This is a genomic window from Pantoea sp. NSTU24, from assembly GCF_050157905.1.
Taxonomy (GTDB): Bacteria; Pseudomonadota; Gammaproteobacteria; order Enterobacterales; family Enterobacteriaceae; genus Pantoea.
On sequence record NZ_JBKIWZ010000001.1, the window covers coordinates 1,050,848 to 1,077,669 of the forward strand.

At 56.1% G+C, this 26,822-nt stretch carries 28 protein-coding genes and 1 other annotated feature; of the genes, 15 read left to right on the forward strand and 13 right to left on the reverse strand.

Annotated elements, in window-relative coordinates; genetic code table 11:
* Window positions 1-13: 13 nt before the first annotated feature.
* Complete coding sequence (locus ACLHDD_RS05180; RefSeq protein ID WP_427103221.1) at window positions 14-1,087, reverse strand: porin; 1,074 nt, start codon at window positions 1,085-1,087, stop codon at window positions 14-16.
* A gap of 922 nt (window positions 1,088-2,009) precedes the next feature.
* Between ACLHDD_RS05180 and ACLHDD_RS05185 the strand changes: the two genes are divergently transcribed.
* The 6 genes from ACLHDD_RS05185 to spy all read left to right on the forward strand — a co-directional run bounded on the left by ACLHDD_RS05185 (window position 2,010) and on the right by spy (window position 8,895).
* Window positions 2,010-3,230: an aspartate aminotransferase family protein gene (locus tag ACLHDD_RS05185; protein WP_427103222.1), complete on the forward strand. Its 1,221-nt coding sequence runs from the start codon at window positions 2,010-2,012 to the stop codon at window positions 3,228-3,230.
* Complete coding sequence (gene astA, locus ACLHDD_RS05190) at window positions 3,227-4,258, forward strand: arginine N-succinyltransferase (protein ID WP_427103223.1); 1,032 nt, start codon at window positions 3,227-3,229, stop codon at window positions 4,256-4,258. Before ACLHDD_RS05185 ends, astA begins: the two co-directional genes overlap by 4 nt.
* Complete coding sequence (gene astD / locus ACLHDD_RS05195; protein ID WP_427103224.1) at window positions 4,255-5,721, forward strand: succinylglutamate-semialdehyde dehydrogenase; 1,467 nt, start codon at window positions 4,255-4,257, stop codon at window positions 5,719-5,721. Before astA ends, astD begins: the two co-directional genes overlap by 4 nt.
* Window positions 5,718-7,046, forward strand: a complete 1,329-nt coding sequence (gene astB, locus ACLHDD_RS05200; RefSeq protein WP_427103225.1) for an N-succinylarginine dihydrolase — start codon at window positions 5,718-5,720, stop codon at window positions 7,044-7,046. The genes astD and astB overlap by 4 nt, the downstream gene beginning before the upstream one ends.
* A gap of 50 nt (window positions 7,047-7,096) precedes the next feature.
* Complete coding sequence (gene astE, locus ACLHDD_RS05205; RefSeq protein WP_427103226.1) at window positions 7,097-8,092, forward strand: succinylglutamate desuccinylase; 996 nt, start codon at window positions 7,097-7,099, stop codon at window positions 8,090-8,092.
* 308 nt (window positions 8,093-8,400) lie between these two features.
* Window positions 8,401-8,895, forward strand: a complete 495-nt coding sequence (spy, locus tag ACLHDD_RS05210; protein ID WP_427103227.1) for an ATP-independent periplasmic protein-refolding chaperone Spy — start codon at window positions 8,401-8,403, stop codon at window positions 8,893-8,895.
* 70 nt (window positions 8,896-8,965) lie between these two features.
* Here spy and cho read toward each other — a convergent pair whose 3' ends face one another.
* The 4 genes from cho to ACLHDD_RS05230 all read right to left on the reverse strand — a co-directional run bounded on the left by cho (window position 8,966) and on the right by ACLHDD_RS05230 (window position 12,989).
* Window positions 8,966-9,826 (reverse strand): excinuclease Cho, encoded by an 861-nt coding sequence (cho, locus tag ACLHDD_RS05215; protein WP_427103228.1) that lies wholly within the window; start codon window positions 9,824-9,826, stop codon window positions 8,966-8,968.
* Window positions 9,827-9,893: 67 nt separating this feature from the next.
* A complete protein-coding gene (gene yddG, locus ACLHDD_RS05220; RefSeq protein ID WP_427103229.1) occupies window positions 9,894-10,784 on the reverse strand; it encodes an aromatic amino acid DMT transporter YddG in 891 nt (296 codons plus the stop codon).
* Window positions 10,785-10,844: 60 nt separating this feature from the next.
* Complete coding sequence (gene nadE / locus ACLHDD_RS05225; RefSeq protein WP_427103230.1) at window positions 10,845-11,669, reverse strand: ammonia-dependent NAD(+) synthetase; 825 nt, start codon at window positions 11,667-11,669, stop codon at window positions 10,845-10,847.
* 117 nt (window positions 11,670-11,786) lie between these two features.
* Complete coding sequence (locus tag ACLHDD_RS05230; protein WP_427103231.1) at window positions 11,787-12,989, reverse strand: multidrug effflux MFS transporter; 1,203 nt, start codon at window positions 12,987-12,989, stop codon at window positions 11,787-11,789.
* Between the two features lie 283 nt (window positions 12,990-13,272).
* Between ACLHDD_RS05230 and osmE the strand changes: the two genes are divergently transcribed.
* Window positions 13,273-13,608, forward strand: a complete 336-nt coding sequence (gene osmE, locus ACLHDD_RS05235) for an osmotically-inducible lipoprotein OsmE (RefSeq protein WP_427103232.1) — start codon at window positions 13,273-13,275, stop codon at window positions 13,606-13,608.
* Between the two features lie 61 nt (window positions 13,609-13,669).
* On the opposite strand, the gene ACLHDD_RS05240 is transcribed toward osmE, so the two are convergent.
* The 6 genes from ACLHDD_RS05240 to hxpB all read right to left on the reverse strand — a co-directional run bounded on the left by ACLHDD_RS05240 (window position 13,670) and on the right by hxpB (window position 18,989).
* On the reverse strand, window positions 13,670-14,077 hold the full coding sequence (locus ACLHDD_RS05240) for a DUF6515 family protein (protein ID WP_427103233.1): 408 nt from the start codon (window positions 14,075-14,077) through the stop codon (window positions 13,670-13,672).
* Window positions 14,078-14,259: 182 nt separating this feature from the next.
* Window positions 14,260-15,651 carry an L-cystine transporter gene (locus ACLHDD_RS05245; RefSeq protein ID WP_427103234.1) on the reverse strand — a complete coding sequence of 464 codons (1,392 nt, stop codon included), beginning with the start codon at window positions 15,649-15,651 and terminating at the stop codon, window positions 14,260-14,262.
* A gap of 151 nt (window positions 15,652-15,802) precedes the next feature.
* Window positions 15,803-16,393, reverse strand: a complete 591-nt coding sequence (locus ACLHDD_RS05250) for a metal-dependent hydrolase (RefSeq protein WP_427103235.1) — start codon at window positions 16,391-16,393, stop codon at window positions 15,803-15,805.
* 140 nt (window positions 16,394-16,533) lie between these two features.
* Window positions 16,534-17,295: a 2-dehydro-3-deoxy-D-gluconate 5-dehydrogenase KduD gene (gene kduD, locus ACLHDD_RS05255; RefSeq protein WP_427103236.1), complete on the reverse strand. Its 762-nt coding sequence runs from the start codon at window positions 17,293-17,295 to the stop codon at window positions 16,534-16,536.
* A gap of 17 nt (window positions 17,296-17,312) precedes the next feature.
* Window positions 17,313-18,149, reverse strand: a complete 837-nt coding sequence (gene kduI, locus ACLHDD_RS05260) for a 5-dehydro-4-deoxy-D-glucuronate isomerase (RefSeq protein WP_427103237.1) — start codon at window positions 18,147-18,149, stop codon at window positions 17,313-17,315.
* A gap of 171 nt (window positions 18,150-18,320) precedes the next feature.
* Window positions 18,321-18,989, reverse strand: coding sequence for a hexitol phosphatase HxpB (gene hxpB, locus ACLHDD_RS05265; protein ID WP_427103238.1), 669 nt, complete (start codon window positions 18,987-18,989; stop codon window positions 18,321-18,323).
* A 145-nt stretch (window positions 18,990-19,134) separates the two neighbouring features.
* Here hxpB and ACLHDD_RS05270 point away from each other — a divergent pair, with 145 nt between their 5' ends.
* Window positions 19,135-19,671 (forward strand): YniB family protein, encoded by a 537-nt coding sequence (locus tag ACLHDD_RS05270; RefSeq protein ID WP_427103239.1) that lies wholly within the window; start codon window positions 19,135-19,137, stop codon window positions 19,669-19,671.
* 12 nt (window positions 19,672-19,683) lie between these two features.
* Here ACLHDD_RS05270 and ACLHDD_RS05275 read toward each other — a convergent pair whose 3' ends face one another.
* Complete coding sequence (locus tag ACLHDD_RS05275; protein ID WP_427103240.1) at window positions 19,684-20,577, reverse strand: fructosamine kinase family protein; 894 nt, start codon at window positions 20,575-20,577, stop codon at window positions 19,684-19,686.
* A gap of 104 nt (window positions 20,578-20,681) precedes the next feature.
* The gene (ghoS, locus tag ACLHDD_RS05280; protein ID WP_427103241.1) at window positions 20,682-20,975 is read right to left on the reverse strand and encodes a type V toxin-antitoxin system endoribonuclease antitoxin GhoS; all 294 of its coding nucleotides are present in this window, start codon (window positions 20,973-20,975) and stop codon (window positions 20,682-20,684) included.
* Window positions 20,976-21,326: 351 nt separating this feature from the next.
* Between ghoS and ACLHDD_RS05285 the strand changes: the two genes are divergently transcribed.
* The 7 genes from ACLHDD_RS05285 (at window position 21,327) to pheS (ending at window position 26,811) form a co-directional block, all read left to right on the forward strand.
* Window positions 21,327-22,088: a DUF481 domain-containing protein gene (locus ACLHDD_RS05285; protein ID WP_313652002.1), complete on the forward strand. Its 762-nt coding sequence runs from the start codon at window positions 21,327-21,329 to the stop codon at window positions 22,086-22,088.
* 242 nt (window positions 22,089-22,330) lie between these two features.
* Window positions 22,331-24,259, forward strand: coding sequence for a threonine--tRNA ligase (gene thrS / locus ACLHDD_RS05290; RefSeq protein ID WP_427103242.1), 1,929 nt, complete (start codon window positions 22,331-22,333; stop codon window positions 24,257-24,259).
* Window positions 24,260-24,262: 3 nt separating this feature from the next.
* Window positions 24,263-24,814, forward strand: a complete 552-nt coding sequence (gene infC / locus ACLHDD_RS05295; RefSeq protein WP_111139091.1) for a translation initiation factor IF-3 — start codon at window positions 24,263-24,265, stop codon at window positions 24,812-24,814.
* A gap of 99 nt (window positions 24,815-24,913) precedes the next feature.
* Window positions 24,914-25,111, forward strand: coding sequence for a 50S ribosomal protein L35 (gene rpmI / locus ACLHDD_RS05300; protein WP_006118955.1), 198 nt, complete (start codon window positions 24,914-24,916; stop codon window positions 25,109-25,111).
* A 44-nt stretch (window positions 25,112-25,155) separates the two neighbouring features.
* Window positions 25,156-25,512 carry a 50S ribosomal protein L20 gene (rplT, locus tag ACLHDD_RS05305; RefSeq protein WP_006118956.1) on the forward strand — a complete coding sequence of 119 codons (357 nt, stop codon included), beginning with the start codon at window positions 25,156-25,158 and terminating at the stop codon, window positions 25,510-25,512.
* Between the two features lie 118 nt (window positions 25,513-25,630).
* Window positions 25,631-25,756: a sequence feature (Phe leader region), on the forward strand.
* Window positions 25,636-25,680: a pheST operon leader peptide PheM gene (gene pheM / locus ACLHDD_RS05310; protein ID WP_106120997.1), complete on the forward strand. Its 45-nt coding sequence runs from the start codon at window positions 25,636-25,638 to the stop codon at window positions 25,678-25,680. Its footprint overlaps the feature before it by 45 nt.
* 71 nt (window positions 25,757-25,827) lie before the next feature.
* Window positions 25,828-26,811, forward strand: coding sequence for a phenylalanine--tRNA ligase subunit alpha (gene pheS, locus ACLHDD_RS05315; protein WP_427103243.1), 984 nt, complete (start codon window positions 25,828-25,830; stop codon window positions 26,809-26,811).
* Window positions 26,812-26,822: the final 11 nt, after the last annotated feature.

Below are 26,822 nucleotides of genomic sequence, written 5' to 3' on the forward strand. Positions count from 1 at the left end.
CCCTGTTTTCGCATCAGAACTGATAGATCAGGCCCAGCGCGGTGATATCGTCGGTCGCCAGACCGAGCGGGTTATTCTCTTTCAGCAGGTTAATGCGGTATTCACCATACACCGACATGTTCTTATTGAAGTAGTAGGTTGCTCCGACCGCAGTGTATTTAACGATGTCAGCATCGCCGATATTCTCGATCTCTTTGCCTTTCGATGAGACGTAGCCCACTGAAGGACGGAAACCGTTCAGGAACTGATACTGCGCCACCGCTTCAACGTTCTGCGCTTTATTCGCGAAGCCGCCGGTGATCGGCGTGGCGTTCAGGGTTTCCCCGTACATCGCCGCCAGATAAACCTGGTTCGCATCATATTTTACCGACGTCGCCCAGTGCTGCGCTTTTTCGCCTTCACCGCGCGCGGCGCTGTTCTGCGTGGTGGTGCGATCCAGACTGGCGAACGCGCCGGCAAAACTCAGGCCGAAATCGAAGTCGTAAGAGGCGGAGAGGGCGAAGCCATCGCCGTTGGAGCGACGGACACCATCCACGTTGCTGCTGCGATCGTTTTTGCCCTGATACTGCGCGGCCAGATTTAAACCCTGCACCAGACCAAAGAAGTCGCTGTTACGCCAGGTCAGTACACCGGTCGAGCGGCCAGAGAGAAACGCATCGGTATAGCCGGAGTCGCCGCCGAAGAATGGCAGCATATCGGTGTAGCTCAGCACGTCATAGACCAGGCCGTAGTTACGCCCGTAGTCCAGTGAACCCGCTTCGCCAAACTTCAGGCCCGCATAGCCCAGACGGGTACGGTTGCCTGTTTGTGCGTCGCTGCCTTCAGAGTTGTGGAGGCTGTACTGATACTGCCAGAAGCCATAGCCGGTCAGCTGATCGTTGATTTTAGTTTCACCCTTGAAACCCAGGCGGGAATAGGAAGAGGTATCACCGTCATTTTTCACATCGTCAGAAAAGAGATGGGAGACGTTGATCTTGCCAACCAGATCCAGCTTATTGCCATCCTTGTTATAAATCTCTGCCGCCTGGGCGGAGGCGAGGCCGAGCAGTAACGGCATCACCGCCGCCAGTAAAGTGCGCTTCATCATTTTATTACCCTGTTCTGATTCATTATTATTATCCCCTGAAAGGGGCGCAACGAAAGTGCCATAAAACCGGAAAATTACAAAGCGAAATATACGTAACAAAATGTGATGTCTATATTCATTGTACAGATAATGATGAGATAAAGTCGAAAGCCTACAAGGGTAATAAGATTTTCTTCTGACCGGTTTTTTTAGTTCAATAATAAATAGTGAATTAAATTCAAATGGTTAAGTTATTTCCCTCAATGAGTGTTAATCCGGTTGGTCTGTTTTTAAACCACTGGCTTCATCAGCCTGATTAAATTTAATTTATGGCAGGATATAAAATTTATGGCTTTTATTCTAATCATTAGCCTGCGTATTAATGTTTATCATCATTTTAAAATAATAGTGCCTGCCAGAATAGTCACGCTGGAAAGAGTCTGCGTTCATCCTGCCGTTATAATATCCGACTGGATAAAAAAGGGCCGTAAATTGTCTTTTAATTAAACAGCCTTTGTCGCGATAAATGAAAACGGTCTGTTAAATCCCACCAGGTCACGGAGATCGGTCTGCGCATAAGACGCGATCGCCGCTGCACCGTTACGAGGCAAAACGCGCCAGAACAGGGCGCAGAATGGGTTTTTATGGAGAGATAGTTTATCAGCGATCACAAAAGCGATATTTCATCCCGCATTTGCATAATTCCGCTATTTAAAAACCGCCCATGGCGCTGCGGTAAGATAATTATTCACTATATATGCAAATTAAGTGAATAATGACAACTCGTAACTCATTGATATTGCGTTGCTACCTCCGTTTTATGCACAAATTCTCTGGCTGGCACGGTAAGTGCAAATTACAGTAGGACAGCATTACAACATCCCTTAACAATTTTAAAACAAAAGCTTTACCAGACCGGTAAGGCCAGGCAGGAGAATGGGTTATGGCACTGCACGTTTCACGTCACGATTTCGATCAATGGATGATGCCGGTTTATGCGCCTGCGACATTTATACCGGTTCGCGCAGAGGGCTCGACCGTCTGGGATCAGAACGGCAAAGACTACATCGATTTTGCCGGTGGCATTGCGGTTAATGCGTTGGGACATGCGCATCCGGCGCTACAACAGGCGTTGCAGGAGCAGGCAGCACGCCTGTGGCATACCGGTAATGGTTACACCAACGAACCCATTCTCCGCCTGGCGAAACAGTTGATTGATGCCACCTTTGCGGACCGGGTTTTCTTCTGCAACTCCGGCGCAGAAGCGAACGAAGCGGCGCTGAAGCTGGCGCGTAAAGTGGCTCACGACCGTGTCGGCCCGCATAAAAGTGTCATCGTTGCGTTTAAAAACGCATTTCATGGCCGTACCCTGTTTACCGTCTCAGCGGGCGGTCAGCCCGCCTATTCAAAAGATTTTGCGCCACTGCCGCCTGATATCCGGCATGCGCCGTTCAATGACCTGGCCGCAGCGGCCGAGCTAATCAATGACCAGACCTGCGCCGTCATCGTGGAACCGATTCAGGGTGAAGGCGGCGTGCTGCCTGCCGATCCGGCATTCCTGCGCGGCCTGCGCGAACTCTGCGACAGGCATCAGGCCGTGCTGATTTTTGATGAGGTGCAGAGCGGTGTCGGCCGCACCGGATCGCTCTATGCCTATATGCACTATGGCGTCACGCCGGATGTGCTCACTAGCGCCAAAGCGCTGGGCGGCGGCTTCCCGATTGGTGCGATGTTGACACGTGAAGATCTGGCGAGCGTGATGGGCGTCGGCACCCACGGCACGACTTATGGCGGCAACCCGCTGGCCGGCGCGGTGGCCGGAAAAGTGATGGAGCTCATTAACCAGCCAGACGTGATGGCGGGCGTCACGCAGCGCCATCAGTGGATTGTCTCGGCACTGCACGAAATTAATCAGCGTCTGAACCTGTTTAAAGAGGTGCGCGGCCTCGGCCTGCTGATTGGCGCCGTTCTGAGCGACGAGTTTGCCGGTAAAGCAAAAGCGATTAACCTTGCCGCCGCGGAAATGGGCGTGATGGTGCTGATCGCGGGTGCCAACGTGGTGCGCTTTGCTCCGGCGCTGAATATCAGTGAGCAGGAAGTGAAGCTGGGCATGGCCCGCTTTGCGGAAACCTGTGAGCGTCTGGTGCGGGGATCCTCATCATGATGGTAATCCGTCCGGTTGAACGCGATGACCTGAGCCAGCTGATGGCGCTGGCCGGTAAAACGGGGGGCGGGCTGACCTCGCTGCCTGCCGACAGCGCGACTTTACAGGCGCGTATCGAGCGGTCGCTGCAGACCTGGGAGGGTACGCTGCCGCGTGCTGAGCAGGGCTATGTCTTTGTTCTGGCCGACAGTGAAGATAACCGCGCCATCGGTATCTGCGCCATCGAAGTGGCGGTCGGACTGCAGGACCCCTGGTATAACTTCCGGGTGGGCACCCAGGTTCACGCCTCGAAAGAGCTGAATGTTTATGCGGCGCTGCCTACGCTGTCGCTGAGTAACGATCACACCGGCAGCAGTGAGCTTTGCACGCTGTTTCTCGATCCTGACTACCGGGACGGCAAAAACGGCTATCTGCTGTCAAAGTCCCGCTTCCTGTTTATGGCCAGCTTCCGTGAGCGCTTCACCGACCGGGTCGTGGCCGAGATGCGCGGCGTCAGCGATGAGCATGGTCATTCACCGTTCTGGGAGAGCGTCGGCAGTCGCTTCTTCTCGATGGAGTTCAGTAAGGCCGATTTCCTGAGCGGCACCGGACAGAAAGCCTTTATCGCCGAGCTGATGCCGAAGCATCCGCTCTACATTGACTACCTGACGCCTGAGGCACAGGCGGTCATCGGACAGGTTCATCCGCAGACCGCGCCTGCCCGGGCGGTGCTGGAAGCGGAAGGTTTCCGTTACCTCAATTACGTCGATATCTTTGATGGCGGCCCGACGCTGGAGTGCGATATCGATCATATCCGCGCCGTGCGTAAGAGCCGACTGCGCCGCGCCGGGCGCGGTGAAAACCCGGAGGATGCGCCGCTCTGTCTGGTGGCTAATCAGCATTACCATCAGTTCCGTGTGGCGCTGATCGCGGCTAAGGCCGACGGCGACAGCATATCCCTGACGGATGAACAGATGCGGGCGCTGCACTGCCAGCCGGGCGACAGCCTGCGCGTGGTCACGCTCTGCAAAGAGGAGAAAACAGCATGACGCACCTGATTAAGGGAGAGTGGCTGAGCGGTGACGCTGAGCTGATGACAAAAGCGGATCCGGTCAGCGGCGAAGTGCTGTGGCAGGGCCATGCCGCATCGGCCGCCCAGGTCAGCGCCGCCTGTGAGGCGGCACGTGCCGCTTTTCCGGCGTGGGCCAGACGGCCCCTGGCGGAGCGGCAGGCGATCATCGAAACCTTTGCGGCCGGGCTTGAAGCCCATAAAACGGAAATGGCAGAAACCATTGCCCGAGAAACTGGCAAGCCGCGCTGGGAAGCCCTGACGGAAGTAGGTGCGATGATCAACAAGATCGGCTTTTCGGTAAAGGCCTACCATAGCCGCACCGGTGAGCAGCATGAAGGCGAAAGTTCGCTGCGGCATCGTCCGCACGGCGTACTGTCAGTGTTCGGTCCCTATAACTTCCCCGGCCATTTACCCAATGGCCATATCGTCCCGGCGCTGCTGGCAGGTAACTGCGTGGTATTTAAACCCAGCGAACTCACGCCGCTGACGGCCGAAAAAACCGCCGAACTCTGGCTGGCTGCGGGCCTGCCTTCCGGCGTGCTGGCGCTGTTACAGGGGGGACGTGAAACCGGTCAGGCGCTCGCGACCTGTGACCAGATCGACGGCCTGCTGTTTACTGGCAGCGCGCATACCGGCTACCAGCTGCATCGTCAGTTTGCCGGCCAGCCTGAAAAGATACTGGCACTGGAGATGGGTGGTAACAACGCTCTGATTGTGGAGGATCCGGCCGACCGGGATGCGGCGGTCAACATTACGCTGCAGTCAGCCTTTATTACTGCCGGGCAGCGCTGCACCTGTGCGCGCCGTCTGCTGGTAAAACGGGGTGCGGCGGGCGACGCCTTCCTGCAGCGGCTGGTCGGGGTCACGGGTCGGCTGCAACCGGCCGCCTGGAACGCTGAGCCGCAGCCGTTTATGGGCAGCGTCATCTCCACCGGCGCGGCTGAGAAGATTATGGCGGAGTGGCAACGACGGGTGGCGGCGGGCGGCAAGGTGCTGCTGGCGATGCGCTGGCCGGATCGCCACAGCGCCATTCTGACGCCAGGCATCATCGACTTAACCGGCGTGCAGGGCATTCCGGATGAAGAGGTCTTTGGTCCGCTGCTTGGCGTGTTGCGCTATGACACCTTCGATGAGGCAATCGCACTGGCAAACCAGACCCGTTATGGGCTGTCATGCGGATTGATCTCGCCTGAGCGTGCGCAGTTTGAACGACTGCTGCTTGAAGCACGTGCCGGGATCGTTAACTGGAACAAACCGCTGACCGGAGCCGCCAGTACCGCGCCATTTGGCGGGGTAGGCGCTTCAGGCAACCATCGCGCCAGCGCCTGGTACGCGGCGGATTACTGCGCCTGGCCGATGGCCTCGCTGGAAACACCGGATCTGATGCTGCCTGCTACGCTGTCGCCGGGGCTGGATTTCTCTGCAGAGGGCAACGCATGAAGACCACCGAAGCCAACTTTGATGGGCTGGTGGGCCTGACCCACCACTATGCCGGGCTGTCATTTGGTAATGAAGCCTCGACCCGTAATCAGCTTCAGCCGTCGAATCCCCGTCTGGCCGCGAAGCAGGGGCTGCTGAAGATGAAAGCGCTGGCCGATATGGGCTTTGTGCAGGGGGTCATCCCGCCGCATGAACGGCCTAATATTCCGGTACTGCGCCAGCTTGGATTTAGCGGCAGTGATGAGCAGGTGCTGGCCGCAGCCGGAAAAACCGCGCCGGGCCTGCTCTCTGCGGCCAGTTCGGCCTCCGCGATGTGGGTTGCCAATGCGGCCACGGTATCTCCCTCAGCCGACAGTCTTGATGGCCGGGTTCATCTCACGGTGGCGAACCTCAACAACAAGTTTCATCGGGCAATCGAAGCGCCGGAAACGGCCTGCCTGCTGCGGTCCATTTTCCGCGATAACCGCTACTTCAGCGTGCATGATGCATTGCCGCAGGTCGCGCTATTTGGTGATGAAGGGGCGGCGAACCACAACCGGCTGGGGGGTGACTACGGTGAGCGCGGCGTTCAGCTATTCGTTTACGGGCGCGACAGCAGTCATGAAGGTCAGGCACCGCAGCGTTATCCAGCCCGGCAGACGCGTGAGGCCAGTGAGGCGGTCGCCCGGCTGCACCAGCTTTCATCCGACAGCGTGCTGTTTGCGCAGCAGAATCCGGCGGTGATCGATCAGGGCGTCTTCCATAATGACGTGATTGCGGTCAGTAACCAGCGGATGCTCTTCTGTCACCAGCATGCCTTTGTAGATCAGTCCGCGCTGCTGGCCCGGCTTCGGGCGCGCGTGCCGGGTTTTGTGGCTCTTGAAGTGCCGGACAACCGGGTGTCGGTAAAAGAGGCAGTGGAAACTTATCTGTTCAACAGTCAGCTCCTGACCCATCCCGACGGCAGCATGATGCTGGTGCTGCCGGAGGAGTCACGCCAGCATGCAGGCGTCTGGCGCTACCTGTGTGAACAGATCGAGGGCGATACGCCCCTGAAAACCCTGAAGGTGTTTGACCTGCGCGAAAGCATGTACAACGGCGGTGGACCGGCCTGTCTGCGGCTGCGTGTCGTGCTGACGCCCGAGGAGCGGCAGGCGGTGAATCCGGCAGTGCTGATGAACGATCGGCTTTTCAACACGCTGAATGAGTGGGTGGACCGCTACTATCGCGATCGTCTGACCCAGGCTGACCTGGCTGATCCGCAACTGCTGCGCGAGGGACGCGACGCGCTGGATGCGCTGACGAAGCTGCTAGACTTAGGAAATGTGTATGCATTTCAGCAGTGAAAAGGGGGGCGGCGGTGGCCGCTACCCGCTCATCGCGAACAGGAGGAATAATGCAGGATTTTTTACAGCAGACGCTTTCCGGCGAGGCGCCGCATCAGTGCAGAGGCGAAACGGCATATCTTCGCTGGCAGTGGTTATATCATGGCATCCTGATACTGGAGCCCGCCGAGCCGGTAAATCAGGCGCTGGTACTCTCCGCCGGTATTCACGGTAACGAAACCGCACCGGTCGAGATCGTCAATCAGCTGGTCAATGCGCTGCTGCGGGGCGAGAAGCCATTGCGGCAGCGTCTGCTGGTGATTCTGGGCAATCCTTCTGCACTACGCATCGGAAAACGCTACGTGCGTTATGACATTAACCGGCTGTTTGGCGGACGCTGGCAGCAGGTTGATGACTGCGACGAGGCGCGGCGCGTGCTGCGACTGGAGCAGACGCTGGAGACGTTCTGGCAGCAGGGAGCCTGTGATGAAACGCGCTGGCATCTCGATATGCACACGGCGATTCGCGGCTCCTGGCATACGCAGTTTGGCGTCATGCCGCACAGCGAACGGCCCTGGCCGTCCGACTTTCTCGACTGGCTGGCCGCCGCCGGGCTGGAGGCGCTGGTGTTTCACCGTGCGCCGGGCGGCACCTTTACCCATTTCAGCTGCGAACACTTTGGCGCGGCCAGTTGCACGCTGGAGCTGGGCAAGGCACTGCCGTTTGGCGAGAACGACCTCAGTCAGTTCGGCGCAGCACAGCAGGCGCTGGCAGCTTTACTCTATGGCGAGCCGATGCCCGTCGCGTCGGCCAGCCCACGCCACTATCGGGTTGTACAGCAGATTACCCGATTAAGTGAACATTTCTCGCTGCACATGTCACCGGAAACGCTCAACTTCACCGCCTTTCCGCAGGGAACGTTGCTGGCAGAGGATGGCGATAAACGGTATTACGTGCAGCAGGCGCGGGAGTATGTGCTGTTCCCGAATCCTGGCGTGGCCGCCGGCCTTCGGGCCGGGCTGATGCTGGTTGAGGAGGGTGAACAGACCCAGGCGCTGCCGCGCTGAGGCCAGATTGCCCTGAATCAGTTGGATCAGCATGAAAAAACCGACAGGAAAGCGCCATATCCTCTTCCGCTTTCCTGTCAGAACCCTTACACTCCTCCACGATTTCTGCGAAATTCACTGTAAATTCATACTCTTTTTCAATTCTTCACGCCTTTCTTCTCATTCTCTTCATGATTGCCGGTTTTTTGTCTTTTGTGCTTTCATGGCTTTACTCAGGCTCAGAGTAGTTGACGTTCAGCGTCGTATGCTTGTTTCCGAAGACGCGACAGAGTGCTGTCGTCATTATCATGAAATATAAGGACACTATTATGCGCAAACTGACTTCCCTTTTACTGGCTTCTTCGCTGGCGTTTGGTGCAGCCAGCGCCGTCCATGCTGCTGCTGACAACCTGACTCCACCTCCGGCTGGCAGTGAAAAAGCGATGCACAAACCGCCAATGCACCACGGCATGGATCGGATGTTCAGAGGGCTGAACCTGACCGAAGCGCAGCAGACTCAGATGCGCGACATTCTGAAAGAGAGCCGTAAAGAGATGAAGCGCCCGTCACTGGATGAGCGTCGTGCGGCTCACAGCATTATCGCGGCTGACAGCTTCGATAAGAGCAAAGCAGAAGCGCAGGCAGAGAAGATGTCGGCCGATGCGAAAGAGCATGCGCTGAAGATGCTGGAAACCCAGAACAAGCTCTACAACGTGCTGACGCCGGAGCAGAAGAAACAGTACAACGCTGACTTTGAAAAGCGTCTGACGGAGAAAGGCCCGCGTGAAGGCCAGATGGCACCGCCAGCCGAACCCGCTGAATAAGCCCTGAGCTAACTGTCTGAGACCGCCGGCGCTGTCCACTGAAGGTGAGTGGGCAGCGTCGGCGGTTTTTTTATAGCGGCAGAATAGGGTAGGCACCCGAGAGAATCGGACGGCAGAGAATTTTATAGCCGTCGTGATCGAAACCGCCCTTGGGTCGCTGCAGTTTTCGCGCTTCCTCCATGCTGTCGACCGAGCCGAGATAGAACCAGTGATCGATAACATGGATCTGAGTCATCTCTTTTCCCTCTTCGACCAGACCCACTGCGCCCTGCCACGGCCAGCAGAACACCCGCACGTTTTCCAGTGCTTCGAGCAGCCGGTCCTGATGGTCGCTGACCGGCTCTTTGCCACAACAGGCCCCAGCGCAGCGCCGCAGCGCCGAGCGGAAGCAGCCACGGCCCGCGCTCAGTGCTTCCAGCCCCAGCAGACCATGACAAAGCTGATACTCATCCGCAAGCTGCTTGAGCCGTTCAATGGCAGCAAAGCGGCTGCGGTAAAGTCCGAACAGATTAGGCGACTGGCTGAAATCCAGATCCTTCGCGTAGACCACCTGCGGTTTGGTGTCGGTGATCTGCAGCGAGCAGAGCTGCCGGTTCTTGCGTAATCGTTTATTGAACAGCGGCTGCTGGGTTTTAATCATCTGCGCTTCCAGCAGCAGCGCGCCCAGATCGCCCGCGGTCGGGATCCAGCTGACACGCCGTGACTGACGCAGCATTTTCGCCTCGTCAGGGGTGCGGAAATGAGACATAACCCGTGAACGCAGATTCACGCTTTTGCCGATATAGAGCGGCAGCGACTCGCTTTCTCCGTGGAAAGTGTAGACGCCGGGGCGATTCGGCAGGCCTTCCAGCCATTCACGCAGGTGTTCGGGATATTGATAAATTGCATTCGCATCGGGTTCGGGGCAAAGCATAGCAGCACGTCTGACCAAAATGGACTCCATTTACTGGTTGTCCATACAGCATATCAGCCTGATGAAATGATCGCCAGTGGTCTGATTATCGTCCGCGCGTCGCCAGCCAGCAGATCAGCGATCCCAGGGTGATCATGGCAACACCCTGCCAGAAGGCCAGTGGCGGGGTCAGGCCAAGCCATAGCGATCCCAGCAGTGCCGACAGCACGGGCGTAAAGTAGGAAGCCGTGGCCAGCAGCGTCAGGTTGCCCTGCTGGATACCGTGATTCCAGGCGGAATAGGCGACGGCGGTAGAGAGTCCGACAAACCCCACCTCCAGCAGCGGAATCGGGGCAAAGGTCATCGGCTGCGACTGCGGGCTGAGGGCAAACGTCAGCCACAGCGCCAGCGCGGTCAGAATAAAAAAGAGTGTGATGCCGTTCGAGCCGCGGGCAACGCGACGGGTAAGGTTGTTGTAGATTGCCCACGCCAGGGCGGCGATAAAAGCAAGGCTATAGGCGGCAGGATTACGCAGTATATTCTGCCACAGCAGAGCGGGCGACCCGCTGCCGCTGCCTTTCATCACCCAGACGATCCCCAGCAGCGACAGCAGCAGTCCCGGCCAGAGCCAGGGGCGAAACCGCTGCTGATTAAAGGGGATGGCCAGCACGATCGTCAGGCAGGGCCAGAGATAGTTGATCATCCCCAGCTCCAGCGACTGGCTGCGATTGCTGGCCAGGCCGATCGCCAGTGCCAGACAGATTTCGTAGCCGACAAACAGCGCGCCACCCAGCCACAGATAGATTGCGGGCAGTGTGCCGGGGCGTGGCAGACCACGGGTCAGACAGAGCAGCAGCGCCGTTGTGGAATAGATCAGTGCTGCGCCGCCGGTGGCGCCAAAGGATTCGCTGACGCTGCGTAGCAGGCCAACGGTAGTACTCCAGAGCAGAATGGCGATAAGGCCGACAAGGGTCGCGCGCGAAACGGTGGCAGACATGCAGCAATCAACAGGGTCAGTGAAAAAAACCTCCTCTGCTGGCGCAAAGGAGGCAGGGCATTACTTCCAGAAGTCGTCGAATACCGTGATCGGCGGGCGACGTTTGTGCTCGGTTTTCAGATACCAGCCCTCGATGATGCGGGCATTTTCCGGGTCGATGCTTTTACCTTCCAGGTAGTCATCGATCATCTCATAAGTGACACCCAGCGCCACCTCATCCTGCAGGCCGGGACGATCATCTTCCAGGTCGGCAGTGGGTTTCTTCAGGTAGAGATGTTCCGGGCAGCCCAGATGTTTCAGCAGCTGCTTGCCCTGACGTTTATTCAGGCGGAACAGGGGATTGATATCGGTGCCGCCATCGCCATATTTGGTAAAGAAGCCAGTGACCGCCTCGGCGGCGTGGTCGGTACCGACCACAACGCCCCGGGTCATGCCTGCGATGCTGTATTGCGCTTTCATCCGCTCACGCGCTTTTTCATTGCCGCGAATGAAATCAGACAGAGTAATGCCCGCCTCTTTCAGGGCGCGCTCGCTGGCCAGTACAGACTCTTTGATGTTGACCACCAGCGAACGGTCAGGCTGGATAAAGGCCAGCGCATCCTGGCAATCCTGCTCGTCGGCCTGCACGCCGTAGGGCAGACGCACTGCAATGAAGGTGTAGTCGTTATCTCCGCTCTCCTGACGCAGTTCTGCGATCGCCGTCTGCGCCAGCTTGCCCGCCAGCGTCGAATCCTGACCGCCGCTGATCCCCAGCACCAGCGTTTTCAGCCCGCTGTGACGTTTCAGATAGGCTTTAAGGAAATCGACGCTGACCCTTACTTCCTGGCTGGCGTCGATAGTGGGTTTCACACCCAGTGCTTCAATAATTTCCTGCTGCAGTGACATGAACTTCTCCTCAGGTCAGTGGCTGTCGGCTCGATGCGAACGTGTTAGTAAAGCTAACGTGCCTTGGCGAAAACAACAAGCCAAAGCGGTAACGGATTTCGGCTAAACAGTGCGAAATCAGTGAGTTTTCGGTGAAGGCTGCGGTTTTTTTGCCAGCACGCTGAACATCAGAATCGCCATCATAAAGCAGCCAAAGAGGGTGGCACACATGCTCACTACCGAGGTGCCGCCGATGCCGGTGATCGGCACGGTAATCGCCCCCAGCGTGAACATGGTCACGCCAATCACGGCGGAAGCGCTGCCCGCCCGATGCCCCTGACTCTGCATTGCCAGCGAGGAAGCAGTGGTGGCGATCACCCCGTTACTGGCGATGGAAAAGAACAGCGCCACCAGTAGCAGCGGCAGCGGCGCCTGACACAGTGCGGCCAGCAGCAGCAGGCCGGAGGCCACAAAGGCCAGCGTCAGTCCGCCTTTCAGCACCCGGTATTCGCCCCAGAGCGGGCAGAGGCGTGCACTGGTCTGGGAGGCAATGACCAGACCAAAGCCGTTGGCCGCAAAGCAGAAGCTGAACGCCTGCGGCGAGAGGCCATAGAGCTGCTGCAGTACAAAGGGCGAGGCGCCGATATAGGCGAACATACCGGACATCATAAAGCCCTGAGTCAGGCAGAAGCCCATAAAGGGACGATGGGTCACAACCTGACCGAGTGCTGCGTAGGCGGAAAAGATCGATCCCTGACTGCGTCGCGCCTCAGGCAGGGTTTCATGCAGTTTCCAGCGTGCCAGCAGAATCAGCAGGATGGCAATCCCGCCCAGCACCATAAAAATGCCTCGCCAGTCTAAAATCGTCATCAGCGCGCCGCCCAGCACGGGTGCACCGATCGGCGTCAGGCCATTCACCAGCATCAGCAGCGCGAAGAAGCGCGTCAGCTCGTGGCCGCTGTACATATCACGGGCAATGGCTCTGGAGAGCACTGCGCCGCCCGCGCCTGCTAACCCCTGGAACAAACGCGCCAGCAGCAGCTGATGGATATCCTGCGCCAGCGCGCAGCCCAGTGAAGCGATAAACAACAGAATCAGGGAGAGCGTCAGCGGGCGCAGACGGCCCGCCTTATCGCTCATCGGCCCAAACAGCAGCTGGCCAAATCCCAGCCCCAGCAGACCTGCGGTCAGACTCAGCTGCGCGGTCGCGGTTTCGGTGTGGAGATCCTGCGCCAGCTGCGGCAGTGCCGGCAGATAGAGGTCGATACAGAGCGGGCCCAGTGCGGCCAGCAGGCCGAGGGTAATGGCATAGGCCAGACGTTTTGCGTGTAAAGGGGTCATTGATCCTCAGCGTTGTCAGCGATGGCGTAAACAGAAATCGGGCACAACAGCGGAGCGGGTGCTTGCCGCATCATGTTGAAAGAGAGGCGTACCGTCGCGCAAAAAAGGGTGGCGGGTGGCTGCCCCGATGGCCGGGAAGTATACGTGCGTGCTGACAGTAACACAGCTTTCTTTACGGAATCCTGACAGTCACGCTGCCACGAATTGTGCTTCATAAACTTGATATATCAGCATTTCTGTTCCAGGCTTGTTTCCACATGGACAATCAATGAGGAACAACAAGATGAATAAAGTGATGGGATGTATCGCTGCGGCGCTGACGCTGGCTGCACTGTCTGGTTGTACGACTTACGATCGTGCGGAAAGCTACGTGACTAAGCCAGTGGTAAAGGATGTTAAAAAGGGCATGACCCGCGATCAGGTTCGTCAGATCGCCGGTGCGCCATCGACTGAAATCACCATGGTTCACGCGCGTGGCACCTGCCAGACCTATATTCTGGGCCAGCGCGACGGTAAAGCACAGACTTACTTCGTAAGCTACAACGATACCGGCCGTGTGATGAACTACGGTTTCCAGAGCTGTGCGGAGTATGACACTGACCCGCAGGCTCAGCAGTAAGCCTTCCCCTGAATAGCAAACGGCCCGTCATCATGACGGGCCGTTTTTCGTTGGGGCCGCGTTACAATCCTGCCGGGCGCGGCACCTCAACATAGTCACCGTCGATCTGCCGCTGATAGTAGTGACCTGCCTGTACATAAAAGCGTTTGCCATTAAAATCGAGCACCCGCATCTCATTGCTGACCCGCGACTCCTCCGGTGGCTCGACCACCACATATTCGTCGCCATGACGCTGATAATAGCTGCCGTTCAGCAGGTAGTAGGTCAGCCCGCCAATCAGCACCGCCGTCGCGGCGTCGGGTAAGAAGCGCACCGGCCCTCCCCAGTGGGGACCGGACCCGCCCCAATGATGGCCGGGTCCGCCATGGCGTCCCCAGTCGCCCGGCGGGCCCCAGTCACCGGGATGAGCCAGCGCCAGCGCAGGCGTCAGCAGCGTCAGCGTCAGAAGCGAGGCGATAACTTTTTTCATCGGGTGTTCTCCTCATAAGACTGAAGGCAGAATTCGCTTTTTCACAGGCAAAGACAAGCACAAAAGCGGCAAATTTTCGCCTGTTTACCACGCTTAACGCTTTCTTAACGGCGTCGCCATTAACGGGGAGGATTATGGAGAAGGGAGAAGAGCCTGGCGCAGGCGCGCCAGGCGTAAAGCAATCAGCGGTGCGCCAGCTCTGCGCTATCGTCACTGTTCAGCACACGCTTGTCGGTCAGGCCTAACCAGCGGCTGGTCAGGGAACCTGCAGTCATGGAGCCGTTGACGTTCAGCGCCGTCCGGCCCATATCAATCAGCGGCTCAATGGAAATGAGCAGCGCCACCAGGGTGACCGGCAGGCCCATTGCAGGCAGTACAATCAGGGCCGCAAAGGTTGCTCCTCCACCGACGCCCGCCACGCCCGCTGAGCTTAGCGTGACCATACCAACCAGCGTGGCAATCCACAGCGGGTCAAACGGGTTGATGCCGACCGTCGGTGCCACCATCACTGCCAGCATGGTCGGATAGAGACCGGCACAGCCGTTCTGACCGATAGTGGCACCAAAGGAAGCCGAGAAGCTGGCGATTGATTCTGGCACGCCAAGACGGCGGGTCTGCGTTTCCACACTCAGCGGAATACTGGCGGCGCTGGAGCGGCTGGTAAAGGCAAAGGTGATCACCGGCCACACTTTGCGGAAGAAGCGCAGCGGGTTAATACCGTTGATTGACAGCAGCAGGGCATGGACACCAAACATAATGGCCAGACCAAGGTAAGAGGCGACGACAAAGCTCCCCAGCTTGATGATGTCCTGCAGGTTAGAACCGGCGACCACTTTGGTCATCAGCGCCAGCACACCGTAAGGGGTCAGCTTCATCACTAAACGCACCAGCTTCATGACCCATGACTGCAGGGTATCGATAGCCACCAGCACACGCTGACCTTTAACCTCATCGTCTTTCAGCAACTGCAGAGCAGCCACACCTAGGAAGGCGGCAAAAATCACTACGCTGATAATCGAGGTCGGATTCGCACCGGTCAGATCCGCGAACGGATTTTTCGGGATAAAGGAGAGTACCAGCTGCGGCACCGTCAGATCGGCGACCTTACCGACATAGTTGCTCTGAATCGCACTGAGACGTGCCGTTTCCTGCACACCCTGAACCAGACCTTCCGCGCTCAGCCCAAACAGTCCGGTAACAAAGACGCCGACCAGCGCCGAGATGGCGGTGGTAAACAGCAGAACCCCGATCGTCAGAACGCTGATTTTTCCCAGCGACGACGCATTATGCAGACGCGCCACCGCACTGAGAATAGAGACGAACACCAGCGGCATCACGACCATCTGCAGCAGCTGAACATAGCCATTGCCGACGATGTTGAACCAGCTGATAGACGCTTTAACCACTGCGCTGTTTTCGCCGTAGATCAGCTGTAACACCAGGCCGAACAGCACGCCGATCACCAGACCGGTCAGGACTTTTTTCGACAGGCTCCAGTTCTGACGGCTGAAGCGGGAGAGTAATACCAGCAGCACTACAAAGGCCACGATATTAAGCGTAAGAGGAAGGTCCATACTGAAACTCCAGAGTAATGCGGCCTTTCGGGTCAGGAAGGCCGCATAATGTTAATCACGAATTAAGACAGCAAGAATGGTAACAGCAGGCAGAGAGCGTGCCTTATATCCAAATGGAATGGGTTATAACTGAATAGCGTTTTATGCTGCTTTATTGTGCATGATGTGTGGGAAGTAGCCGACCGACGCCATTCTGCAACGTGTCAAACAGCTGAGTCGGCCAGCCATTTGTACCAAAAGATGGCATCCCGACCGGAAACCAGAGCGCATAACCTACCAGTCCCAGACACAGTGCCCGCTCCAGCTGATTCCCTTTCTGACTACGCAGAATCGGCAGGCGGAAGCGCCAGCGGCAGGGCCACAGCAGCGGCACGCCGGCAGGCGTCAGCATGTCCGCGACAATATGGCTGAGATAGCCCAGCGTCAGTCCCTGCAGCACGTCTGCCGGTATCGGTGACGACCGGGGCAGGTTTATCTGAAAAAGCCACAACCCGGCGGCCACCGCCAGCAGACTATGGGTAAAACCCCGATGTCCGAACGCTCGCGCTATCGGATGAGAAAGCCAGCGCAGCCGCTGCCCCAGCAAAGATTTAGGGTGATCAATGTCAGGCAGCAGGCAGGTCAGCAGTGCTGAGGGAACAAGATGCCACCAGTCGGCCTGCGCCAGTACGGGTGTCAGCTCAGCACGCTTGGCGAAAATAGCGCTGGCAATGGCAAAAATGATGTGGCCTTCGCCCGTCATGATAGAACCTGGTTGCAAAGAAAGCTGTCGATGCATCCAGTATAGGGATTTGTCCAGTAAATGAGAACATGTGACGCTGTAACGAAGCATGAATATTTTTAACAGCGCGAACAACGATAACATACCGTCCGCGAGATGCATTAACGCGCCAGCCAGCCACCATCAACCGCCAGCGTATAGCCGTTGACGTAATCTGACGCGGATGAAGCCAGAAACACCACCGGGCCCATCATGTCCTCGGGCGCGCCCCAGCGGCCTGCCGGAATCCGCCCCAGAATCTCTTCACTGCGCACCGCGTCGTTACGCAGCTGTTCAGTGTTATCGGTCGCCATGTAGCCTGGTGCGATAGCATTGACATTGATGCCAAGCTTCGCCCACTCGTTTGCCATCAGGCGGGTGAGCCCCATCACTGCACTTTTCGAGGCGGTATAAGAGGGCACACGGATGCCGCCCTGAAACGACAGCATCGACGCGATATTGATAATTTTGCCGCCGCCGCCCTGCGCGATAAACTGGCGCGCTGCCTGCTGCGCCAGGAAAAACACCGACTTGCTGTTGATGTTCATGACATCATCCCAGTCCTGCACGCTGAAGTTAAGGGCATCTTCGCGGCGGATGATCCCGGCGTTATTGACCAGAATGTCGATTCTGCCTGCAGCGGCGACAGCCTGTTGCACGACCATCGTGGCCACCTCGCTGCGCACCAGGTCGGCCGATATCGGCCAGAAACGGCGGCCCAGCGCTTCAACCTGACGCTGCGTTTCATCCGCCGCGGAACGGTTGACGCCCACAATGTCGCAGCCCGCCTGCGCCAGTCCGCGAGCCATCCCCTGGCCCAGACCGGTGTTGCAACCGGTCACGATGGCCACTTTGCCGGTTAAATCAAAACTGTTCAGTATCACAGGTGATTCTCCTCTGCTCAGCGCAATGCGCTGACGTTGACGGGGTCCATATCATCAAAGACCTGATTCTCGCCCACCATGCCCCAGATAAAGGCGTAACTCTGCGTGCCGACCCCGGCATGAACAGACCAGCTGGGTGAGATCACCGCCTGTTCGTTATGCACCAGCAGATGACGGGTTTGCTGCGGTTCTCCCATCATGTGGAAGACCGCGCTCTCATCAGGCAGGTCGAAGTAGAAATAGACTTCCATGCGGCGTTCATGGGTGTGGCAGGGCATGGTGTTCCACAGGCTGCCTTCCTCCAGTCGGGTCAGGCCCATGGTGAGCTGGCAGGTGGGCAGGACCTCCGGCACGATAAACCTGTGGATGGTGCGGCGATTGGCGGTGGCATCAGCTCCCAGCGTAGTGCTGGCTGCCTCAGACAGCGTGATTTTTCTGTCCGGGAAAGTGCAGTGCGCGGGCGCGCTGTTGAAATAGAAGCGGGCGGGCCGTGCCGGATCCAGGCTGCGGAACTGCAGCTGGCGTGCGCCTTTGCCGATATAGAGTGCCTCTTCGTGACCGATCGTCCAGGTTTTACCGTCAATCTCTGCCTGACCGGTTCCGCCGATGTTAATCACACCCAGCTCACGGCGCTCAAGAAAATAGCTGACGCCGAGCTGTTTTCCCATTTCATTGCCTATTGTGACCGGCCGGTGTACCGGCATTACGCCGCCAATAATGATGCGGTCGATATGGCTATAGGTCAGGGTGTAATCATCAGCCGTGAATATTTTTTCAATCAGGAACGCACGCCGCAGCGCCTCGGTGTCGAGCTGTTTAGCATGATCGCTGTGAATGCCTTGACGAATTTCCATCTCACTCCTCTCTGCAGGTCAGGGTGTGCATGCCCCGGACGGGTGATAAGTGCATCTTAGGAAGAGTGAATGGGTAATTCAAATAAAATGAAACGATGTTTCACTTTTTGTGGTGTGGATCAATTAAGCGGAGAAAGCAGGTAAAAATAGCCCGCACAGGCGGGCAGATAATTATCCCTGCAGATGCTGCAAGGTAAGCTCGGTAAGACTTGTCAGCCGCACATCGGCCAGCGCCCAGCGGGGATCGTCACGATGGTCAGCGGCGGGCACCACGATTGACCGCATACGCGCAGCTTTGGTGGCGATCATGCCGTTAAACGAATCTTCCAGCGTCACGCAGTTGAGGGGATCGATCGCCAGGCTGTCGGCGGCGTTGAGATAGACCTGCGGATGCGGCTTGCTGTAGGGCAGGGCTTCTGCTGAAGAGAGCACGTCGAAATAGTGGCGCAGGTTAAACATCTCCAGCACCTGTTCCAGCATCCTGAGCGGCGAAGCAGAGGCCAGGCCAATTTTCAGTCCCTGTGCGCGACAGAGCTGCAGGGCCGTTTCCACGCCCGGCAGCAGCGGCCGGGTCTGCTCCACCAGCGTCATGGCGCGCGAAATAATACGGTTTGTCACTTCCTCCTGCGAGGGACCCTGCCACGGCAGCGTTTCGTACCACATGCGCACCGTCTGGTCGATGCGCAGACCCAGCGTGTCGGGCATTTCGCTGCGACGTGTCAGGTCGACGTCCAGCGTTGAAAAAATATCCAGTTCGGCCTGATCCCATAGCGGTTCAGAGTCGATCAGTAAGCCATCCATATCAAACAGGGCGGCGTGGACAGGTCGGTGCCAGGGCATCAGAAGTCTCCTCATAAAGTTGGCTTTACTCTACCATGATTCTCTGCAGGCTTGCTGTCTGCCCGATCGGCCACGCTTTATTTGGGAAATTTCGCCATTGGCAGGTAGACTTACGGCAAACCGGATTCCGGGCAAAGGAGAAAATATGACCTATCAACAGGCTGGCCGCATTGCCATCCTCAAGCGTGTGGCGGGCTGGCTGCTATTTTTAGTGGCGCTGCTGTCGACCATTATTTCAGTTCTGAGCTTTATGTTTAAGCATAGTGAGAAGCAGCCAGGAATTGACGCAGTGATGCTCGATTTTGTTCATGTGATTGTGGATATGCTTCATTTCAATACGCCGTTCCTGAACGTCTTCTGGCATAATTCGCCGGTTCCCGAATTTAATGGTCAGATGAATCCGGGCTTCTGGCTGATCTACATCCTGATTTTCGTCGGGCTGGCACTTGAGTCCTCCGGTGCGCGGATGGGACGTCAGGCGCGTCATGTGAAAGAGGGCATTGAAGACCAGATGATTCTGGAGCAGGCCAAAGGCAGTGAAGGACGCAGCCGTCAGCAACTGGAAGAGAAGGTGCGCGTTCCCCGCCACACCATTTTCCTGCAGATCTTCCCGCTGTACGTTCTGCCTGTTGTGATTGCGATAGCCGGTTATTTTGTGCTGTCGCTGCTGGGCTTTATCTGAGCGTAATTGCCGTCAGGCCGGTCTGGCCTGACGGGTGCTGTAGGACTCTTCTTCCAGCAGCTGGTCAATGGCGAACTGCGCGTCGTCAGGCCAGTGCCCACCAAAAACGTTGGCCCGATTCAGCAGGTAGTAGAGCTGGTAGACCGGCAGACGCTGTGAAAACCCATCCGGCAACGGCCACACTGCCTGATAGCCTTCGTAGATCTGGCGGGGCAGGTCGGGAAACCAGCTCAGCATGGCCAGATCGCACTCACGGTCGCCCCAGTAGCAGGCGGGATCAAACAGCCAGGGCCCGCTGGCGCTGTTAGCGCAGTTGGCGGGCCAGAGATCGCCATGCAGTAGCGACGGTTGCGGATGATGGGACGCCAGCACCCGCTGGACCGCAGCGACGATCCGTTCCATGTCACCATAGTGGAGCCCTTTTTCCGCCGCCAGCTGCAGCTGCCAGCCAATACGCTGTTCGGCAAAGAAGACTGACCAGCGTCGCAGCCAGCTGTTAGGCTGTGGCGTTGTCGTAATGTTATTGTCAAAATCGAGGCCAAACTGGGTCTGCTCGCTCCACTGATGAAGGTGCGCCAGCTGCTGACCCAACTGCCAGGCACTCTGTTCATCCAGTGGCTGCGGCCTGATATACTCCAGCAGCAAAAAGCTCTCTTCGCGGTGATGCCCTACGCCATAGACCTGCGGCACCCGTACTGTGCCGGTGCGCGCCAGCAACGCCAGCTGATCGGCTTCCCACATAAAGAGTGAGAGCATCTCACGACTGTTACTTTTGACGAAGACATCGTAGTCACCGTAGCGGATGCGCCAGGTGGGATGGATATCACCGCCCGCAAGGGCATGACGTTGCGTGATTTCGGCGTTGCCTAACTGCTCGCTTAACAGACGACTAATGGCTGACCACATAGGGTTGTCCTCTTTATTCGCTGCGTAAGTCCGATGGTATGCTTAAATATTCACCAAAACCGGCGCGATTGCACCCCTTAATTCTGCGCCCAGGTCGCAAAATGCTACTGCGGGGTGTTGTGCAGATAGGCCTCAAGAGTCATTACGGTCACCTCAGGTTTCTGACCCAACACGCTTTCACCGGCCGCCACGACCTGCTGTCGCAGATCCTCTTCCGCCAGCGTCGTGACAATGCCATAACTGTTGGTGCCCAGTTCGTGAGGATGGCCGTCATCATCTATCAGCGTGGTGCTGAAACCCGCGGCAGTCATTGCACTGGTCAGCTCCAGGATGTCACTTAATCCCGTCTCCTGATAATGAAAGGTTACGATATAGCGGGTCAGGTCACTGTTACTCATCAGGCACCTCCAGGAAAGGAAACTGAACTGAGCGTAGACCATGGTGAAAAAACAGGCGAATAGTGTACGTAAGGGGGCTACTTATGACGCGATGCTCAGCGTAAAGGTCTGTCAGTAGACTGTACAGCAGGCTGAAAAATCTTCTGCCGTAACGGCTATCTTTTCAGTCGGACGGCACTATAATGCGCGACGTTAATCAGATGAGTCCCAATTAACACGGGTTGCCAGGGTGATTATGGGTGTTTTTTGTAAGTTAATAATTTTTTACAAAACTTACCGTAAATTGCATTGAATGACTGGCAAAACGCTTCAGACTCTTCGTTTTTTAAACCGTCGCTCGGATCATATTTAATGAAAGCCTATAACAAGCTGTCTGCTGTTCTTTTGCTCTCTGCTGGAGCTTTTTGTCACCAGGCACTGGCCGATAACGCCGTCTTCACCTCAATGGATGACCCCTCCACGGCAAAAAAACCGTTTGAAGGTTCTGCTTCAGCGGGTTACCTGGCGCAAACCGGTAACACCACCAGTTCTTCCCTGACGGCTCAGACCAACATGACCTGGTATCAGTCGTCGATGGCGTACAGCTTGTGGGGTAACGCAGCCAACACCTCCTCTAACGATGAGCGCTCTTCTGAAACTTACAACATCGGTGGTCGTTCACGTTACAACGTCAGCGCCTATGACTATCTGTTTGGTCAGGCGAGCTGGCTGAGCGACCGTTTCAACGGTTATGACTCACGCGACGTCCTGACCGCCGGTTACGGTCGTCAGATCCTGAACGGTCCGGTGCATTCGCTGCGTGCGGAATTCGGTCCGGGTGTGCGTTATGATGATTACCATGCGGGTGGTCATCAGACGAAAGCGCTGGGCTACGGCGCTGTCAGCTACCAGTGGCAGCTGACTGACACCACCAAATTTATTCAGGGTGTCTCTGTTCTGAGCAGCTTTGGCGAAGATACGACAGTGAACTCCGAAACCGGTCTGCAGGTTGCCATTAATAGCCACTTCGCGCTGAAGCTGGCGTACAACGTGACCTGGAACAACCATCCGGCGGAGTCTGCGCCAGATCGTACCGATACCAAAACCTCAATCATGCTCTCGTACGCGATGTAAGCGCATTTTTGCGGCAAGGTTCCCTGCGGCCTGACATTGCGTCAGGCCGTTTTTTTTTGTTTGCTCCATGGCTTAGCAAAAGGGGGATGGTTTTTCTCGCCGGGGAAAACTGCTATCATCTGCGTGCACTTTGAGCCTGGCGACATTCCGACAATGTGGGTCTGATATCACGCCAGGTTACTACTCTCATAACATTGCATGTAGGCTTTCGTGTGGCTTACCACTGCAAATAAGGATATGAAATGCCTGTAATTACGCTTCCTGATGGCAGCCAGCGCGTGTTTGACCGCCCTGTCAGTGTGATGGACATTGCGCTGGACATCGGTCCGGGTCTGGCTAAAGCCTGTATCGCGGGTCGGGTTAACGGAGAACTGGTTGACGCTGTCGATCCCATCACCGAAGACGCCGCTGTCGCGATTATTACCGCTAAAGATGAAGCGGGTCTGGAAATCATCCGTCACTCCTGTGCGCACCTGTTAGGGCATGCGATCAAACAGCTGTGGCCCGATACCAAAATGGCGATTGGCCCGGTCATTGACAACGGCTTCTATTATGATGTCGACATCGACCGCACGCTGACTCAGGAAGATATCGACCTGCTGGAAAAACGCATGCATCAGCTGGCTGAGACCAACTACGATGTGGTGAAGAAAAAAGTCAGCTGGCAGGAAGCGCGTGACGTCTTTGCAGCGCGCGGCGAAATCTATAAAACCACCATTCTTGATGAAAACATCAGCCATGACGATAAGCCTGGCCTCTATCATCACGAAGAATATGTCGACATGTGCCGCGGTCCGCACGTGCCGAACATGCGGTTCTGTCACCATTTCAAACTGCAGAAAATCTCCGGCGCTTACTGGCGTGGTGACAGCAGTAATAAAATGCTGCAGCGTATCTACGGCACCGCATGGGCAGACAAAAAGCAGCTGGCAGCCTATCTGCAGCGTCTGGAAGAAGCGGCGAAGCGTGACCATCGTAAGATTGGTAAGCAGCTCGACCTCTACCACATGCAGGAAGAAGCGCCGGGCATGGTCTTCTGGCACAACGACGGCTGGACCATCTTCCGCGAACTGGAAGTGTTTGTCCGCAGTAAGCTGAAAGAGTACCAGTATCAGGAAGTAAAAGGTCCGTTTATGATGGACCGCGTCCTGTGGGAAAAAACCGGCCACTGGGAAAACTACAAAGAGGCCATGTTCACTACCTCTTCTGAGAACCGTGAATATTGCATCAAACCGATGAACTGCCCGGGGCACGTTCAGATCTTTAATCAGGGTCTGAAATCGTACCGCGATCTGCCGCTGCGTATGGCGGAGTTCGGTAGCTGTCATCGTAACGAGCCATCGGGTGCCCTGCACGGTCTGATGCGCGTTCGTGGCTTCACGCAGGATGATGCGCACGTCTTCTGTACAGAAGAGCAGGTACGTGACGAAGTAAACAGCTGTATCCGCATGGTCTATGACATGTACAGCACCTTCGGCTTCGAAAAGATCGTGGTGAAACTGTCCACCCGTCCGGAGAAGCGTATCGGCACTGACGAGATGTGGGATCGTGCCGAGGAAGACCTGGCCGCGGCCCTGAACGAAAACAACATTGAGTTTGAGTATCAGCCGGGTGAGGGCGCATTCTACGGCCCTAAAATTGAGTTCACGTTGTACGATTGTCTCGATCGCGCCTGGCAGTGCGGCACAGTTCAGCTAGACTTCTCCCTGCCAAAACGCCTTGAAGCAACCTATGTGGGTGAAAACAACGATCGTCAGACGCCAGTGATGATTCACCGTGCGATTCTGGGTTCAATGGAGCGCTTCATTGGGATTCTGACCGAAGAGTTTGCTGGTTTCTTCCCAACCTGGCTGGCACCATTGCAGGTCGTGGTGATGAATATTACCGACGGACAGGCAGAATATGTTGAGTCTTTGACACGTAAATTGCAGAATGCTGGCATTCGTGTGAAGGCAGACTTGAGAAATGAGAAGATAGGCTTTAAAATCCGCGAGCACACATTACGTCGCGTCCCTTATATGCTGGTCTGTGGTGATAAAGAGGTGGAAGCTGGCAAAGTTGCCGTTCGCACCCGCCGTGGTAAAGACCTGGGGTCGCTGGATGTTGATCTGTTTGTTGAGAAGCTGCAACAAGAGATTCGCAGCCGCAATCTTCACCAATTGGAGGAATAAAGTATTAAAGGCGGAAAACGAGTACTACCGACGCGTCCGAACAAAATTAACAGTGAAATCCGCGCAACAGAAGTGCGCTTAACGGGCATGGATGGCGAGCCGATTGGCATTGTCACATTACGCGAAGCATTGGAAAAAGCCGAGGAATCGGGTGCCGATCTCGTAGAGATCAGTCCGAATGCCGAACCGCCGGTTTGCCGCATCATGGATTACGGCAAGTTCCTCTATGAAAAAAGCAAATCTTCTAAGGAACAGAAGAAAAAGCAAAAAGTTATTCAGGTTAAGGAAATTAAATTCCGTCCTGGAACCGATGATGGCGACTATCAGGTCAAACTACGCAACCTGATTCGCTTTCTGGAAGATGGCGATAAAGCCAAGATCACGCTCCGCTTCCGCGGTCGTGAGATGGCGCACCAGCAGATCGGTATGGAAGTGCTTAACCGCGTCCGTAAAGACCTGTGTGAAGATCTGGATTTGGCCATTGTCGAATCCTTCCCTTCGAAGATCGAAGGCCGCCAGATGATCATGGTGCTCGCTCCTAAGAAGAAACAGTAGGCTTTCAAGTGACGTTTACCGTGCAGCGTCCGCGCTGTGCGGTGATGCGTTCGCCTGTCTGGGTCATGTTATCAACAATGCGAAGTGGATATTTTTAAAATGCCAAAGATTAAAACTGTACGTGGCGCGGCTAAGCGCTTCAAGAAGACCGCTTCTGGCGGCTTCAAGCGTAAACACGCGAACCTGCGTCATATTCTGACGAAGAAATCTACTAAGCGTAAACGTCACCTGCGCCCGAAAGGCATGGTGTCAAAAGGCGATCTGGGTCTGGTTGTTGCCTGCCTGCCGTACGCATAAGTAAATTTTTTTCATTAATTCAGAATATTAAACAGGAGAGCTAAATGGCTCGTGTAAAACGTGGTGTAGTTGCTCGCGCACGTCACAAAAAAATCTTAAAACAAGCTAAAGGCTACTACGGTGCACGTTCACGTGTTTACCGTGTTGCTTTCCAGGCTGTTATCAAAGCTGGTCAGTATGCTTACCGTGACCGTCGTCAGCGTAAGCGTCAGTTCCGTCAGCTGTGGATCGCGCGTATCAACGCAGCGGCACGTCAGAACGGCATGTCTTACAGCCGTTTCATCAATGGCCTGAAAAAAGCAGCCATTGAGATCGACCGTAAGATCCTGGCCGACATCGCTGTATTCGACAAAGTGGCATTTACTGCACTGGTCGAAAAAGCGAAATCAGCTCTGGCGTAAGTCAGATAGAAAAGGGAGCTTGCTCCCTTTTTTATTGCCTGTAACCTACGCAAAAGATTGACATTTTCGGCGCTGCGCATTTCAATAGTAGCCCGGTATAAGCATGACAAGGTAACCGCAAGCATGAATGCTGCTATTTTCCGTTTCTTTTTTTACTTTAGCGCCTGACATCCGGGGGCTTTTGCGCATAAGAGAAGAAACGAAAAATCGCGCTGAAAGCCTCCCTCGTGGAGGCTTTTTTGTTTCTGGCGCTAGCATATTGGACCGGCAGGTCCCAACGAGAACTGACCAGCCTGACTGGAAAAAGAGGAAATTATGTCTCAACTCGCAGAACTGGTGGCCAGCGCCACGGCGGCCATCGACGGGGCGACAGATATCGCCGCCCTTGACGCGGTGCGCGTCGAATATCTGGGTAAGAAAGGCCATCTGACACTGCAGATGACCACATTACGCGAGCTGCCAGCAGAAGAGCGCCCTGCAGCGGGTGCGGTCATCAATGAAGCCAAACAGCAGGTGACCGACCGCCTGAATGCACGCAAAGAGGCGCTTGAATCCGCTGTGCTCAATGCTCGTCTGGCGCAGGAAACGTTCGATGTTTCCCTGCCAGGGCGTCGTATTGAAAATGGTGGCCTGCATCCGGTAACCCGTACTATGGACCGCATTGAGACTTTCTTTGGCGAGTTAGGTTTTGCCGTTATGACCGGGCCAGAGATCGAAGATGATTACCATAACTTTGATGCGCTGAACATTCCTGCTCACCATCCGGCGCGAGCCGATCATGACACCTTCTGGTTCGATGCTACCCGTCTGCTGCGTACCCAGACTTCAGGTGTCCAGATTCGTACCATGCAGGCTCAACAGCCGCCGATTCGCATTATTGCGCCGGGCCGTGTTTACCGTAACGATTACGATCAGACCCACACGCCAATGTTCCACCAGATGGAAGGGCTGATTGTTGATAAAAATATCAGCTTTACCAACCTCAAAGGCACGCTGCACGATTTCCTTAACAACTTCTTTGAAGAGGACCTGCAGATTCGTTTCCGTCCTTCTTATTTTCCGTTCACTGAACCCTCTGCTGAGGTGGACGTGATGGGTAAAAACGGCAAGTGGCTGGAAGTGCTGGGTTGCGGCATGGTCCATCCTAATGTGCTGCGCAATGTGGGTATTGACCCGGAAGTTTACTCTGGCTTTGCCTTCGGGATGGGGATGGAGCGTCTGACCATGTTGCGCTATGGCGTGACCGATCTGCGCGCTTTCTTCGAAAATGATTTACGTTTCCTCAAACAATTTAAGTAAGGGCAGGTTAT

Excerpts from the sequence above, each read along its gene's own strand:
- osmE (WP_427103232.1), top strand. The coding sequence starts at position 13,273 with ATGAATAAAGTGATGGGATGTATCGCTGCGGCGCTGACGCTGGCTGCA.
- ACLHDD_RS05275 (WP_427103240.1), bottom strand. The coding sequence starts at position 20,577 with ATGTGGTCAGCCATTAGTCGTCTGTTAAGCGAGCAGTTAGGCAACGCC.
- astE (WP_427103226.1), top strand. The coding sequence starts at position 7,097 with ATGCAGGATTTTTTACAGCAGACGCTTTCCGGCGAGGCGCCGCATCAG.
- astD (WP_427103224.1), top strand. The coding sequence starts at position 4,255 with ATGACGCACCTGATTAAGGGAGAGTGGCTGAGCGGTGACGCTGAGCTG.
- yddG (WP_427103229.1), bottom strand. The coding sequence starts at position 10,784 with ATGTCTGCCACCGTTTCGCGCGCGACCCTTGTCGGCCTTATCGCCATT.
- ACLHDD_RS05245 (WP_427103234.1), bottom strand. The coding sequence starts at position 15,651 with ATGGACCTTCCTCTTACGCTTAATATCGTGGCCTTTGTAGTGCTGCTG.
- rpmI (WP_006118955.1), top strand. The coding sequence starts at position 24,914 with ATGCCAAAGATTAAAACTGTACGTGGCGCGGCTAAGCGCTTCAAGAAG.
- ACLHDD_RS05270 (WP_427103239.1), top strand. The coding sequence starts at position 19,135 with ATGACCTATCAACAGGCTGGCCGCATTGCCATCCTCAAGCGTGTGGCG.
- pheS (WP_427103243.1), top strand. The coding sequence starts at position 25,828 with ATGTCTCAACTCGCAGAACTGGTGGCCAGCGCCACGGCGGCCATCGAC.
- astB (WP_427103225.1), top strand. The coding sequence starts at position 5,718 with ATGAAGACCACCGAAGCCAACTTTGATGGGCTGGTGGGCCTGACCCAC.
- ACLHDD_RS05285 (WP_313652002.1), top strand. The coding sequence starts at position 21,327 with ATGAAAGCCTATAACAAGCTGTCTGCTGTTCTTTTGCTCTCTGCTGGA.
- ghoS (WP_427103241.1), bottom strand. The coding sequence starts at position 20,975 with ATGAGTAACAGTGACCTGACCCGCTATATCGTAACCTTTCATTATCAG.
- ACLHDD_RS05180 (WP_427103221.1), bottom strand. The coding sequence starts at position 1,087 with ATGATGAAGCGCACTTTACTGGCGGCGGTGATGCCGTTACTGCTCGGC.
- thrS (WP_427103242.1), top strand. The coding sequence starts at position 22,331 with ATGCCTGTAATTACGCTTCCTGATGGCAGCCAGCGCGTGTTTGACCGC.
- astA (WP_427103223.1), top strand. The coding sequence starts at position 3,227 with ATGATGGTAATCCGTCCGGTTGAACGCGATGACCTGAGCCAGCTGATG.
- kduI (WP_427103237.1), bottom strand. The coding sequence starts at position 18,149 with ATGGAAATTCGTCAAGGCATTCACAGCGATCATGCTAAACAGCTCGAC.
- nadE (WP_427103230.1), bottom strand. The coding sequence starts at position 11,669 with ATGTCACTGCAGCAGGAAATTATTGAAGCACTGGGTGTGAAACCCACT.
- ACLHDD_RS05185 (WP_427103222.1), top strand. The coding sequence starts at position 2,010 with ATGGCACTGCACGTTTCACGTCACGATTTCGATCAATGGATGATGCCG.
- hxpB (WP_427103238.1), bottom strand. The coding sequence starts at position 18,989 with ATGCCCTGGCACCGACCTGTCCACGCCGCCCTGTTTGATATGGATGGC.
- spy (WP_427103227.1), top strand. The coding sequence starts at position 8,401 with ATGCGCAAACTGACTTCCCTTTTACTGGCTTCTTCGCTGGCGTTTGGT.
- ACLHDD_RS05250 (WP_427103235.1), bottom strand. The coding sequence starts at position 16,393 with ATGACGGGCGAAGGCCACATCATTTTTGCCATTGCCAGCGCTATTTTC.
- ACLHDD_RS05240 (WP_427103233.1), bottom strand. The coding sequence starts at position 14,077 with ATGAAAAAAGTTATCGCCTCGCTTCTGACGCTGACGCTGCTGACGCCT.
- ACLHDD_RS05230 (WP_427103231.1), bottom strand. The coding sequence starts at position 12,989 with ATGACCCCTTTACACGCAAAACGTCTGGCCTATGCCATTACCCTCGGC.
- rplT (WP_006118956.1), top strand. The coding sequence starts at position 25,156 with ATGGCTCGTGTAAAACGTGGTGTAGTTGCTCGCGCACGTCACAAAAAA.